The 13,118-nt window shown below is 58.3% G+C and carries 9 protein-coding genes; 3 read left to right on the top strand and 6 right to left on the bottom strand.

The features are described 5' to 3' along the window. Positions 1-209 precede the first annotated feature (209 nt). A complete protein-coding gene (gene codB / locus DK871_RS16645) occupies positions 210-1,478 on the top strand; it encodes a cytosine permease (protein WP_161905829.1) in 1,269 nt (422 codons plus the stop codon). A 50-nt stretch (positions 1,479-1,528) separates the two neighbouring features. Continuing rightward, positions 1,529-2,764, top strand: coding sequence for a cytosine deaminase (codA, locus tag DK871_RS16640; RefSeq protein WP_161905828.1), 1,236 nt, complete (start codon positions 1,529-1,531; stop codon positions 2,762-2,764). A gap of 9 nt (positions 2,765-2,773) precedes the next feature. On the opposite strand, the gene DK871_RS16635 is transcribed toward codA, so the two are convergent. The 4 genes from DK871_RS16635 to tssI are packed head-to-tail and all read right to left on the bottom strand — an operon-like array spanning position 2,774 to position 8,436. Next, on the bottom strand, positions 2,774-4,918 hold the full coding sequence (locus DK871_RS16635; protein WP_161905827.1) for a lipase family protein: 2,145 nt from the start codon (positions 4,916-4,918) through the stop codon (positions 2,774-2,776). 14 nt (positions 4,919-4,932) lie between these two features. Then, positions 4,933-5,712: a hypothetical protein gene (locus DK871_RS16630; RefSeq protein ID WP_161905826.1), complete on the bottom strand. Its 780-nt coding sequence runs from the start codon at positions 5,710-5,712 to the stop codon at positions 4,933-4,935. Beyond that, the gene (locus DK871_RS16625) at positions 5,705-6,541 is read right to left on the bottom strand and encodes a DUF4123 domain-containing protein (RefSeq protein WP_161905825.1); all 837 of its coding nucleotides are present in this window, start codon (positions 6,539-6,541) and stop codon (positions 5,705-5,707) included. The genes DK871_RS16630 and DK871_RS16625 overlap by 8 nt, the downstream gene beginning before the upstream one ends. Further along, positions 6,541-8,436, bottom strand: coding sequence for a type VI secretion system tip protein TssI/VgrG (gene tssI, locus DK871_RS16620; protein WP_161905824.1), 1,896 nt, complete (start codon positions 8,434-8,436; stop codon positions 6,541-6,543). Before tssI ends, DK871_RS16625 begins: the two co-directional genes overlap by 1 nt. A gap of 849 nt (positions 8,437-9,285) precedes the next feature. On the opposite strand from tssI, the gene DK871_RS16615 reads away from it, so the two are divergent. Beyond that, complete coding sequence (locus DK871_RS16615; protein WP_161905823.1) at positions 9,286-10,437, top strand: MFS transporter; 1,152 nt, start codon at positions 9,286-9,288, stop codon at positions 10,435-10,437. Positions 10,438-10,445: 8 nt separating this feature from the next. Here the strand turns inward: DK871_RS16615 and DK871_RS16610 are convergent, their stop codons facing one another. Together DK871_RS16610 and DK871_RS28640 are read right to left on the bottom strand one after the other, a co-directional pair. After that, on the bottom strand, positions 10,446-11,108 hold the full coding sequence (locus tag DK871_RS16610; RefSeq protein WP_256677484.1) for a type III secretion effector protein: 663 nt from the start codon (positions 11,106-11,108) through the stop codon (positions 10,446-10,448). Positions 11,109-11,991: 883 nt separating this feature from the next. Beyond that, positions 11,992-13,014 carry a type III secretion effector protein gene (locus DK871_RS28640; protein ID WP_178116059.1) on the bottom strand — a complete coding sequence of 341 codons (1,023 nt, stop codon included), beginning with the start codon at positions 13,012-13,014 and terminating at the stop codon, positions 11,992-11,994. Positions 13,015-13,118: the final 104 nt, after the last annotated feature.

Raw genomic sequence — 13,118 nt, 5'->3', positions numbered from 1 at the left:
CGTGACTGCAAGGGGCATTGAGGCCAACTGTGCGCTTCATGCCAACGCTGTTCGACTGAGCCAGTTTGGCTCACCGCTGCACTGCTTTTGCGCTGGATTGGGCGAGGAGACCTCATAACGGGCTTGCTCCCGTCAGCGCATACCTGCCTGCATCTGCGTTGGCACGCAGGATGCACGCGACCTGGGTCACCACTCAGGGAGCAGCCCCCATGACGCAGCAAGAACCCGGCAACGACTACCCTCTCAGCGAAGTCCCCTTGCACGCGCGCAAGGGTCTGGCCTCTACGGCCATGGTGTTGCTGGGGTTCACCTTTTTTACCGCGACCATGTTCGCCGGCGGCAAGCTGGGGGTGGCGTTCAGCTTCATCGACATGCTTGGCGTCGTGGCCCTGGGTAACCTGTTGTTGGGTATCTACGCCGCAGGCTTGGGTTACATCGCGTTCAAGAGCGGCTTGAACTCGGTGCTGATGGGGCGCTTCTGCTTTGGCGAAGTGGGCAGCAAGCTCAGTGACTTGATCCTCGGTTTTACCCAGATTGGCTGGTATGCCTGGGGCACGGCTACGGCCGCCGTGGTATTGGGCAAATATTTCCAGTTGAGCCCGGGCAGTGTGCTGGGGCTGATGCTGGTGTTTGGCTTATTGTTCTGCGCCACCGCCTACGTAGGTTATCGCGGGTTGGAAATCCTGTCTTACATCGCGGTGCCGGCCATGGGCATCCTGTTGCTGCTGTCGATGTGGGTCGCCACCATGAAGGTCGGCGGGCTGGAGGGGCTGCTGGCAGTGGTGCCCAGCGCTGAGCTGGACTTGTCCACCGCCATCACCCTGGTGTTCGGGACCTTTGTCAGCGGTGCAACCCAAGCCACCAACTGGACACGGTTTTCGCGCTCGGCCAAGGTTGCGGTGCTGGCCAGCCTGATCGGCTTTTTTGTCGGCAACGGCTTGATGGTGCTGATCGGGGCCTATGGCGCCATCGTCTATCAGCAACCGGATGTGGTGGAAGTCTTGCTGCTGCAAGGTTTCGCCACGGCGGCGATGGCCATGCTGCTGCTCAATATCTGGAGTACCCAGGACAACACCATCTACAACTTCGCCGTCGCCGGTTGCAACCTGTTGCGCACCCAACGGCGCAAGAGCGTGACCCTGGCCGGCGCGGTGATCGGCACCCTGCTCGCCTTGTTCGGCATGTACGACCTGCTGGTGCCGTACCTGATCCTGCTGGGCACGGTCATCCCGCCGATTGGGGGCGTGATCATGGCGGACTTCTTCTATCGCTATCGCGGCCAATACCCACGCTTGGCGCAGGCTCGCCTACCGGCGTTCAATTGGCCCGGCCTGATTGCGTATGGAGTCGGCACCGTGCTGGCGTTCAACTCGCCGTGGGTCGCGCCGTTGGTGGGAATTGTCGCCGCGGCGCTGACCTATGTGCTGCTCAGCGCCATACTACGCGCCATGACCGCCTGGACATCGGTATCGCCCTGAGGATCTGGCGGCTGTCTGCCTGATTGTTTTTAGCCAAGAGGAACTTGACCATGCACATCATCAATGCCCGCCTGCGCAACCGTGAAGGCATGCATGATCTGCACCTGGAACACGGCCGGATCGCCAGCATCACTGCGCAAACCAGGGTGCCGGCGCTGATGGCCGGCGACTTGGACGCCGCCGGCAACCTGGTGATACCGCCCTTCGTCGAACCCCACATCCATCTTGACGCCACGCTTACCGCCGGCGAACCGCGCTGGAACATGAGCGGTACGCTGTTTGAAGGCATCGAATGCTGGGGCGAACGCAAGGCCACCATTACCCAGGAAGACACCAAGGCGCGGGCCAAAAAAACCATTCAGGCCCTCGCCGCCCATGGCATCCAGCATGTGCGCACCCATGTCGACGTCACCGACCCAGACCTCACCGCACTCAAGGCCATGCTGGAGGTACGTGAAGAGAGCACCCACCTGATCGACCTGCAAATCGTCGCCTTCCCCCAGGAGGGCATCGAGTCGTTCCGCAATGGTCGCGAGCTGATGGAGGAAGCCATTCGCCTGGGTGCCGACGTGATCGGTGGCATCCCCCACTTCGAATACACCCGCGACCAAGGCGTGAGTTCGGTGAAGTTCCTCATGGACCTGGCCGAACGCACCGGCTGCCTGGTGGACGTGCACTGTGACGAAACCGACGACCCCCACTCACGCTTTCTCGAAGTCCTCGCCGAAGAAGCCCGCAGCCGCGACATGGGTGCCCGCGTGACGGCCAGCCACACCACGGCCATGGGTTCCTACGACAACGCCTACTGCGCCAAGCTGTTTCGCCTGCTGGGGCATTCCGGCATCAGCTTTGTCTCGTGCCCCACCGAAAGCATCCACCTGCAAGGCCGCTTCGACAACTTCCCGAAACGCCGCGGCGTCACCCGCGTCAACGAGCTGCTTGAGGCCGGCATGAACGTGTGTTTCGGCCAGGACTCCATCGTCGATCCCTGGTACCCGCTGGGTAACGGCAATATCCTGCGAGTGCTGGAGGCCGGCCTGCACATCTGCCATATGCTCGGCTACCGCAATTTGCAAAACGCCCTGGACCTGGTCACCGACAATAGTGCCAAGGCCATGGCCCTGGGCGACCGATACGGATTGCAAGCAGGCCGCCCGGCCAACCTGCTGATCCTGTCGGCCGACAGCGACTACGAAGTCATACGTAGCCAGGGCCTGCCGTTGTACTCGATTCGCAACGGCAAGATATTGATGAAACGGCAACCGGCCCAGGTGGAGTTTATGTAACCGCATGGGTTAGACGACTGAGTCGATGTCCAGCGTTTGCACCCGTGCCTGTTCGTCGTGGGACGGCGGCGGGATGCTGGCGAATTGGGCTGGCTCACGATTCTCGCGGTGGCTAAACCAACGTTTGAGGCTCGATTGCAGATGTGCAGAACGGGCATGGCTGCCATAGACATCGCGGGCTTCCAGGCGATGCCAGCGCAGGCTTGCCAAGCGCTCGCGGCTGGTGTGCAAACGGTCGATCTCTGCGTTCAAGGCATCGGTGGGTTCATGGCTACGATCATTGGCTGGGCGCCGCAGAGCCAGTTCACGCCGCTTGGCCCGCAGTTGCTCGCGCATGTCTTCGAAAGCCCGGTCGAGCAGCTCGAACTCCCGCTGAGTTACCAGCGGGCCCTCACTCTCCAGAGTTTGTTGCCAGCGGCGCAATGTTGCCCAGGCTGCGGGGATATAGCTGGTGGTCATGAAGTGCTGATTGGCCTGGAACAGCTGCCTCAGCAAATTATCGCGGTCGGGCATATCGCCCTGCAGTTGCAATGCGCGGTTGCACCCTGCTTCTTGGAGCGATTCACAGCCAGGCTTCCATAGCACCGAGGAATGGCTGCCATCCGGGAGCGTGATCGGCATGAAGTGATATTGCTCACCGTGATGCCGATAGGGGTTGCCGCCTACGCGCACCAGCCCAGCGGCGAACAGCAGGCCACCGGGTGCGGGGTTGCTGAATAGCGTGATGGCCCCGGGAATCCAGAGCTTGGCGGTGGTGTTCATCCAGGGCGCCGGAACACTGGGGACGGGGTCATTGTGGTTGACGATGCGGTGGTGGACCAGGGTTGAGGCGCCGGCGGTGAATTCGGCGTCGGCGGCGCGGGGGGCGCCGTAGGTGTAGAGGAGTGGGTCGTAATCTCGATCTGGTGTACGGCGTAGGGCCTCTGCCAATAAGAGTGCTATAGCCCCCCCAAGACTATGGCCACAAATGATAATTCGTTGGCTGCTGTGATATCGAAAAAGGTAACCCGATACAAAATTATGCATGGCCTGAAATGCCTGATAAAAACCTTGGTGGGCTTTTCCAACGCCCTCGATGAATGGGACTTGATGGGCGTTTGCATCGCGTAGAACATCGGCACCACTAGCGGTGCCGCGTACAGCAATAAGCACCACTTCATCGTGATGACAAATGAATGCTTGAGTATCTGTTCCAAACTCTACATCGTTAAAAAAGTGTATCCGCTCCGGATGCTCGAGATCATGCACGGTGGCATTCTGCTCATATAACTCTGGATCAAAAGGCAATATCTCAAAACGACGGGAATAAGCTACGTCTTCATACAATGGATAAAATCGTTGCACTTGCTCTGAGTCAAACCTCCACGCCTCCCGGTAACACGACAAACGTTCGGCAAACAAATTCCCGACAGTTGGATGCCAAGGAAAGCTGACTTTATCCTTAGGTTCTATAGGAGGATCCTGGCCAAACTCGCAATAGCTTAATGTTGCCATTAACGCCAGTTGGTAGAGGTTCAATGCACAAAGTTGGTCCTGTGTAGAAAGGATTGGCCGTAATGCTCGTAGAGGTCGCACCTGCAGCATCGTGAATTTTTTCGGAAAGAGCACCAGTCCCTTAAAGGATGACTCGGGAGGTCCAAAACCAAGGTCTGCCATCATCTTGAGTGCATGCCGCATTGGACGGTGAGCCTGTGATGACAGGGGCGGCAAGTGAGCGCTATGTCGAACCAGGTCACTCACTTCAACCTGATAAAAATGATCTGCATTTGGGCGTGCGAGATTTTTTTCGACCATCTGATCGTGGTTATCAAGAAAATGGGTTTGCTCGGCACGCACTTGCAACTCAGTGATAGGCAATGCATAGAATGAACGTGTCATGAGCGACTGATAGAGCGTTTCCCGACCTGAATAGCGCTCCTCCATCATCAGAATTACGGGACCACAGAAAAAGCCCTCCACTCGGACAAAACCCTCCCCGTTCAACCGACCGTTGTATTGCTGACCAGCAACGTCACGCAGGGTATAAGGCAGTCCCCCATAACTTTTTCCATTTCCCGTTTCATCGACTAAGCAGAAGGTCAACCAATCCCCACTCAATGAGCAAGCAGGCATCCTGTCGTTGAAAAACTGTTGCTTCCATGCAGCTTGTTCCATGAGGTTTCTCCTGATTAGTCACAGGTCGGATAAATATTGCATAAACGCCCATCTGGCATTTTGAACGCCTTGAAGTCAGAGACATTGCCGCGACAAAACGCAAATATGTCTTCCTGGCTTTCTCCCCTGCAACGCTTCCAGCCACCGACAACCTTTACCCAGTTGTCTCGCACTGCTGGTTGTTCTTCTTCCGTTAACGCCAGCACCATTCTCAGCGTCTTCCCACGCAATCCAGCACGGGACACATAACCGCCAGCACGAGCTTTCGTAAGCTGTCCGCTGGTGTTCAGCGAATTGCATTTAAGCCCCTTAATAAGGGCATGCTGGGGGCCAACAGTACGAAACAACCATTGACATTGCCCAGGGAGCTGTTGGACATAACTTTCTGACATCAAAGTCATTCCGTCCTCCCAACTATCTCGGATATAAACAGCGGCGTAATCCCGTCCGACGTCCGACCAACGCTCCCCCCACTTTGCGTTAATCGCAAACACAAGTTTACGTAACACCAGCGAACAGCCTTCCACCCGCTCTGTCAGTGGCACCTCGAAACTCACTCTAGTCGCTACGGGCTTGCTGGCAGCCTTGAATATTTTGAGATCCGGTCGCTTGCCATGTCTTCGAGGCAACTTGCACGTTTCACCCGGCGCGGGGGTGTAGGAAGCATCGCCCACAAGGCCGAAATGCGCCGGTAAATCCACCTCCAACGTGAAACGCTCCACCGCCTTTCCCGTACATCCCGAAAGCCCTGCACCCGCCACAACCAGCAACACCCACCCCATCCATCTATTCACCACTCCCTACCTCCCTGTCCCACTGCGCCGCCACTCGTTCAAAATGCTCCCCAGGCGCCTCGCCTGCCCTCGGTTGCCAATGAGTAACACTGCTACCAGTCGCCTCGGCCAACCGACGAACCACCAAAAATTCGAGCTGCTCCGGCTCCCGCCATTGCCAGGTGCGCGCTTGTTCCAGTACCTGAGCCAGCCAAATCCTGGGGTCTTGGAATTCGACCAATGCCGCCAGGTCTTCACTGTGCTCCGCCAGCAGGTAACGCAGGATATTGGCGTGCAGGATGGCCTCGGCCTGGGGGTTGGGTGTGTCGAGCCACGGCGGGTGTTCAGGCGCCGGGTAGTTACCCGGTGCGGGGTTTTCGTGATGGCACCAACGGCCTTCATGCCAATAGCACACGCTGATCAGCGGCCCGAGGTAAACCGGCCAATGTTCCTCGGCCAGATGGGCCAGGGCACGAGCCAGGGTGCGGTTGTCGTGAAAGCGATAAAGCGCCTGCTGGCCTTCTGGCCCCAGCAGCAGTCGCTCGCGCCAATGGCGCGCCACACCCGCCAGATCGCTGGCAGGCAGGCTGGCGAGCCAACCCCAGTTCGACTCGGGGTGTAGCAGCAGGTCGGCCAGTGCAGGCTCATTCATATGCTCCAGTAGCAGTACGACCGGACCTGAATTCGCCAACTCCGCCGCAGCGGTCTCGCTGTAGAGGTTGCAATAGTGCGATGGGGCACGATCTGTCAGCAGAGGTTGGCGAGCCTCGTGATTGCCATCAAGCATCAGGCACAGTTGATGCCCGCTCTGCTGTTGTTGGGCCATCCAGCGATGGGGCGAGTGGTCCATCAGGCCGCCCTCCCCGCGATATCGCACAGGCCTTCGCGGCAGCGTTCGCACAGGGGGAAAAAGTCCGCGCCCAGTTGCTTGGCCAAATCCATGATGACGCCTTGCGCTGCAGAGATTTGCGCGCTGGCAACCAATGACGAGGTCACCGAACGGCCTGCAGACGGCAAACCGCCCAGGGTGATGGACCGGCTGCTGCAAATACTGCCGGCTTGCATCACCAGGTGTTCCCCGCCCGCCTTCAAGCTCAGTTGTGCACCCGCCTCTATCACCAGGCTGGCACCGGCCTTGAGGTGAACCTGCTGCCCGGCTTCGATCACCAGGCTCTGGCCAACGCGGGTCAGGCTATCGCCCTCTACTTCCTGGCGACTGTCATGCCCCACCCGTTGCTCCAGGTCACGCTGAGCGCGCAGGTAAATGAGCTCTTCGCCGCGTCGGTCTTCAAGGTACAACTCATTGGCGCCCCCGCCGCCCGGCGAACTGCGGCTACGCAGAACGCTGCGTGTCTTGTGCTGCGGCAAAGGGTACGCCGGCAGATGCGATGCATTGGGCAGGCAACCGGTGACAAGGGGTTGGTCCGGGTCTCCCTCCAGGAAGCTCACCAACACTTCCATGCCCACCCGTGGAATGACCATGGCGCCAAACCCATCACCCGCCCAACCGGACGCCACACGCAGCCAACAACTGCTGGTCTCGTCGCCCTTTTCCGCGCGATCCCAGTGAAAGCGCACCTTCACACGACCATAGGCATCGCAGTGCACGTCCTCGCCGGCAGGCCCGGTTACCGTCGCGGTCTGGCTGCCACTGATCGTTGGCTTGGGATGCTTGAGAGCAGGTCGATGCACTGCGCGCCAGGGGGTTGCGGTGAACCGGTTGCGATAGCCTTGGAATCCATTGGCATCAACGATCGACTCCTCCAACACCTGCGGCTGGTAACCCTCATGACGCACCGAAGTCAGCAGCCATAAGTCGTTGCAGGCTGGGTCCGGGTGATCACACAGCTCAAGAAAGTGACCACTGCACAACGCCGGTTGATCGCTCTTGCCCAGTACCCGATGGCGATCACGCTGGTGGCGCTCCAGGCCGCGCCGTACCAGCTGCACACCGCGTGCATGGCCCGTAAAGCCGGCAGGGTAGCCATAGTCTTCCAAAGGATCGACCGGCCCGGCACCGGCTTGGTCATGCAGGCGAAACGAAGGGTGCTCAAAGTCATAGTCACGACGTACGGTGCGCCGGCTGCGCGTTACCATGCGCCGGTCGAAACGTTGGACAACCGGGGCCCCTAGCGATGGATCAGCCGAGGAACAATAACGCTGCACCGGCAACCGTCGAAATACTGTCTGGTCATCACCGAACACCAGCAGATGATTCTCCGCGCTGTGGCGAAAGTGGTAGTGAATGCCCTCCTCCTCACACAGCCGCTGGATGAAATGCAGGTCGGACTCCCTGTACTGCACGCAAAATGTGCGCGGTGGATACACCACCGGCCCCAACTCAAACGCGTAGGCGTCAGCAAAGATACCGTGGTGTTCGAGGACCGCGGCAATGATCTGCGGTACGCTGCGCTGCTGAAAAACCCGCTGATCGCAACGATGGGCAAGGGATGCCAGGCGTGGGGCCAGCGTCAGGTGATAAACGGTGAGCCGCGTACCGGGATCATCCCGGCCGATGGCGTAGATTTGCCCATGCAAGCCCTGGTCTGCTTCGCCGAAAGCCAGATAGACGGGTTGATGAAGCAACGCCTCCAGGTCTAGGGAAGGATCTTCGCTGACTAACTGCACCTCTATGAAGTAAGGCTGATCGAGGGCTTCGCTGCCTTTGAACGCCACTACCTGAATTTCTGTATTTATGCTTGAAAGGACTAACTTGAAACGCGACGAAACAACTTCGTTAACCATCCTTTGTTACCCGCCATCAACTTTCTCTTGAACGACTCTCTCTCGCCCCAACACCCATTCGGATTGCGAAAAAAAGCACCTGAACACGCTCAAGCTTAGCGACCCCAGGCACTTTTCGGTCCTTTTTGAATAAAACAGAAGTTTCGTACAGCGAAGATGGAAGAGTCTTTTACAGAATATATACAGGCAAAAAAACCTTCTAACGGCATGAAGAAAATTCTGACTACAGCTTGTCTCTGTATAACTAAATTTTAAGGAAACGGCTGACACTTAATGCGACAGTCGTTTCCGCAATTCTGCTTTTTAGTCGCACTGTCCCAGGAATGGAGATGTACCCGGTCCAACTGTGTTGACTGTCAGGCCACCTTCGCGAGCAAGCCCGCTCCCACAGCTTGTGAGTGGGGTGTCAGGTAGATATGCATCGGCTGGCAGGCCGTCTTCGCAGGCAAGCCAGCTCCCACATCGCGGGGCGTCAGGCCTCCCTTACAGCAATGCCCCTCTTAGCGCGCGGACGTGGCAATTGCCCACTAATATTGCCTCGCGTCTCTACCTAGCGAGACTGCGGCCTATTACAGAACGCCAAGTCTGTGGGAAGTGATCTGGAAGGTGGTAATCCGCCGCAAGAAACCTGGGGTTCAGCCACTTCCGCAGGGATTACACACCTTCCAGCCCACCTCCTACAGGCTCGATCATTTCTACGTGGTCACCGGTGGGCAAAGCGTTCCGTGTTTGTAAAAAAATTGCCTCGCACCCCGTAACACCAAGGGAACCCGGCTCGCTCGAGAGGGCCTGATGTGCAAGGATGTCGCGCCGGACATCGTTCGTTGAACGCCAAACCAAGGATTTTTCATGACTGCCATTCCCACCCCTGCCCCCGTGGTTCCCGGGCGACTGGAACAGATGTCGACCCGCATCGCTTTTTTCATCGCAGGTTTTGGTATCGCCGCCTGGGCGCCGTTGGTGCCCTATGCCAAGGCGCGCGCGAACCTGAATGAAGGCACCCTTGGCTTGCTGTTGTTGTGCCTGGGGGTGGGGTCGATCATCGCAATGCCGGCAGCGGGCGCGCTGGCCTCGCGTTACGGTTGCCGACGCGTGCTGACCGCAGGAACGCTGATGATCTGCCTGGCCCTGCCGATGCTGGCCACCGTCAGTTCGATCCCGTTGTTGATTGCCGGGTTATTCCTGTTTGGCGCAGGCCTGGGCACCGTGGACTCCACCGTCAACCTGCAAGCGGTGATCGTTGAGCGCGCCAGTGGCAAAACCATGATGTCGGGCTTTCACGGCTTGTTCAGCCTGGGGGGCATTGTCGGCGCTGCGGGGGTTGCGGGGTTGCTGGGCCTGGGCCTGTCGCCATTGCAGGCGACCCTGGTGGTAGTGGTTATCACGCTGGCAGCGCTGTTCAAGGCTGCACCGCACTTGTTGCCTTATGGCAGTGAAAGCTCGGGGCCGGCATTTGCAGTGCCCCATGGGGTGGTGTTGTTTATCGGTTGCCTGTGTTTCATCGTCTTTCTGGCTGAAGGCGCCGTACTGGATTGGAGTGCTGTGTTTTTGAGCGCCGAGCGCGGCCTGGATGAGGCTTACGCCGGCCTGGGCTACGCGGCATTTGCCTTGACCATGACCGCAGGGCGACTCACCGGTGATGCCATTGTTCGACGCCTGGGGCCCACACGGGTGATTGTGATCGGTGGCGCGCTGGCCTGTGCCGGCTTGCTCCTCGCAACCCTATTGCCAGCGTGGGAAACGGCGCTGCTCGGGTATGCGCTGGTGGGTGCCGGGTGTTCGAATATCGTGCCGGTGCTGTATACCGCCGTGGGCAAGCAAACAGTGATGCCGGAGCATATTGCGGTGCCCGCCATCACCACACTGGGTTATGCCGGCATTCTCGCCGGCCCCGCCATGATTGGCTTTATCGCCCATGGCAGCAGCTTGAGTACTGCCTTCATCCTGATCGCGGTATTGCTGGCAGCGGTGGCCATCAGTGGCAAAGTCCTCAAGGTGTAGCTCGCTTTTCAGCGTGCTTTGCGAGCGGCGTCCTGCTCATGCCACCGTTCAAGGCTTTTGTTGTTCAGCCACCCCTCTTTGTGAGGCGGGCCAAATAGTCGTGTGCCATTGGCACGCTCCAATGAGGGCAACAAGCCTGGGCGTTCAATAATGTTCTTGGCGGTGTAGACGCAGAACTCGCTGTATTTGGATTGGGGCATGCCCGTGGATGTATCCAGCACGGGCACGCCCTGTTGATCAACCTCGTACGGGTCCTGCATGACCTCCCTGAGCCTGGCGATTTCAACGTACTGATGCTGTTCAAACAGGTAGGTTCGATCCATGGTCTCGTCTCTCAACAGCGGAAACTGGCTTTGCAGTGCCTCCACCACCTGCGCATTGCCTTGCGCATGAAACGGGTCTTGACTGAACACATTCGCCGAGCTGTTCCCCTGCAAAGCCTGGGCAGCCGCACTGAGGCTATCGCGCGTAATATCGCCGTCCCGGCTGAAAACCGCATCACTCAAGCGCGGGCGCTTGAGCATTTCCCTCACGACCTGAATCACGTCATCCAACGCCTCGCTTTCACCCATAGGATGAGCGGCGATCCGCTGCAAAGACATCCAGGTCAATCGCCCATCACTCAGGAACGAGTGCAGCAAGGCGAAGGATTTCTCCAGCGCTTTAGCCAACTGGCTATCCGTTGACGTTGCACTGGGCAGGACGCCACTGGACCGCTCAATGGATAAGTTCTGCAAGTCTCGATGACGCAGAGCAGACAAGGGTGCACGAAAAAGACGGGGCTTGCGCGGGCCTTCCACCGGAAACGAGGAAGAGCTTTCATGCCAGGTTTCAGCGGTGGCCGGTGGTGGCTTGGTTGATTGTACGGCCGGCCTGTCGGGGGGAAGAGGCCGGGGAGGTAGTACACCCTCGATTGTCATGGGTTTTCTCCAACTCTGTTCAGATGCATATCCGCTGGGTTGACTTTACCTTGATGGGCAAAATCAACGATTGGACTCCACTCAGGCAGGCACCTCATGTGTGGTTGGGCGAACTCGACAGTTCCGGGTGAAGGACAAATACACATGACAATATGTAAAACCGTGCTCAGCCACGGTTAACCCAGTTTGCGTCTACGCCACCAACTGGTCAGGCAGTTGATCAACCCTGTGTCGTTCAACGAATCAATACCTTTCCCCTTAACCTGTGGGTCTAACAGCATGCCTCGGGAAAAGTCGTCTGACACGGGCGCCTGGAATTTAAGCTGGCCGGCATAAGCTTTCATGCGCCGCGCCTGTGCCTCATATTCCGTCGACGCAAAAGGGAAGCTGCACGAGGGTGCGCGGTCCTGGGAGACTGGCAGACTTTCACGTTGGGTATTGCGCAGGAGTTCGATGGGCCCGGTTGGGCGAGAATTAAACGAGGTTGAAGGCATATTTTTCCCTCATTCAGAATCTGAAAAGCGACGGTGCGAGTCGCAACCGCAGGTGCCACTTATGTGGCAAATGGGCGTGATTCGTTCCTTGAAACATATAGGACTGGCGCCGCCTCCGAGAGGCGACGCCTGAAAAAGGCTCAGCGGGACAACAGGTACAGGCCTGTACGGCTGATCTTCCCATCGTCATCTTTACTGGCGCGGTTATCCATTTCCTCAAGCAGATCACTGCGCTTTAGCATTTCCTGGGCCAGCTGAATCAGGTGGTCATTGGCCGCGTCGCCGGTAAGCGGCTCGCGCGCCCACTTTTTCAGGTCGCGGATTTTAAGGCTTGAGCCCCCGCTCCCTTTCTTCAACTCGTCGAAATGCTCGAGCAGCTCACCGGCCAACTCCTTGTCGGTCTTGTACTTGAAGTAGTTTTCTCCTTTGATCACCGCGTTCAGGCTGTGCCGGTCGATCATGCCATCCAAAGCGCCTGTGGAACCGTTCCGATCCAACGCGTCCATCAGTTCCGGACGTCGTAACAGCTCATTGGCCAGGCGAATGTTCTCGTTCATCACCGGGTTGGGCGACCATCCTCTTTTCGCCATTGCCAGAATGCTGTCAACGCTGATGGAACCTGGGTTCTTCGGGTCTCTGAAGGCGTTGAAGCTGTCGCGCAATTGCTGCGCCAACTCTTCTCTGTTCTTCAGAGAGTACTGCGCGTCTGGCCTGCCGGGCGCGGGCGGATACGGCCGTCCTGCAGTGGGGTCCGGGCGTGGCGGCGGGTTGCTTCCAATCGGGTTCGGCCTGGGTGGCGGGTTGCTGCAACCTGGGTTCGGCCTTGGCGGCGGATGCCCACAACCGGGATGCATGGGTGGCCGATGCCCAGAGAACCAGTGGCTGAGCAGGTGTTTGAGTTGGCTCAGAAAGTTCTGTATTGGCGGCGGGTTGTGGTGATGACCAAGCACGTCAGCCGCAGGGGGGGATGCCGGGCGATTACCGAACACAGGCCCGGATTTGTTGTCCCCGGATTGAAAATTCACATGGGCAGCACTCTGACCATTGAAGGAAGGCGCAGCCGGAGCCTCACGAGTGTTTTTGACCTCGGCCTTGGCATTGGCCTGTGTGAGGTCAGGCGTTGATGAGGCCGAGACAGGTGTATCCAACAACGATACCGACATAAGTTTCTCCATGACAGTGGGCGATTTTCAGCTTGTCGCTCCAACGCTATGTCGAAGCCCATCAGCTTTCCCATGTGTGGTTTTGCGTCGGAATCAGTTCCTGA

The sequence above is a fragment of the Pseudomonas sp. L13 genome, from assembly GCF_009935965.1.
Classification (GTDB): Bacteria; Pseudomonadota; Gammaproteobacteria; order Pseudomonadales; family Pseudomonadaceae; genus Aquipseudomonas; species Aquipseudomonas lactis.
The sequence above is the reverse complement of the archived record's forward strand: the minus strand, read 5'-3'. Positions and strand labels throughout refer to the sequence as shown.

What these genes read in the sequence shown, in the direction of transcription:
- DK871_RS28640 (WP_178116059.1), bottom strand. Translation starts at nt 13,014, where the DNA reads ATGTCGGTATCGTTGTTGGATACACCTGTCTCGGCCTCATCAACGCCT.
- codB (WP_161905829.1), top strand. Translation starts at nt 210, where the DNA reads ATGACGCAGCAAGAACCCGGCAACGACTACCCTCTCAGCGAAGTCCCC.
- DK871_RS16625 (WP_161905825.1), bottom strand. Translation starts at nt 6,541, where the DNA reads ATGGACCACTCGCCCCATCGCTGGATGGCCCAACAACAGCAGAGCGGG.
- tssI (WP_161905824.1), bottom strand. Translation starts at nt 8,436, where the DNA reads ATGGTTAACGAAGTTGTTTCGTCGCGTTTCAAGTTAGTCCTTTCAAGC.
- DK871_RS16615 (WP_161905823.1), top strand. Translation starts at nt 9,286, where the DNA reads ATGACTGCCATTCCCACCCCTGCCCCCGTGGTTCCCGGGCGACTGGAA.
- DK871_RS16635 (WP_161905827.1), bottom strand. Translation starts at nt 4,918, where the DNA reads ATGGAACAAGCTGCATGGAAGCAACAGTTTTTCAACGACAGGATGCCT.
- codA (WP_161905828.1), top strand. Translation starts at nt 1,529, where the DNA reads ATGCACATCATCAATGCCCGCCTGCGCAACCGTGAAGGCATGCATGAT.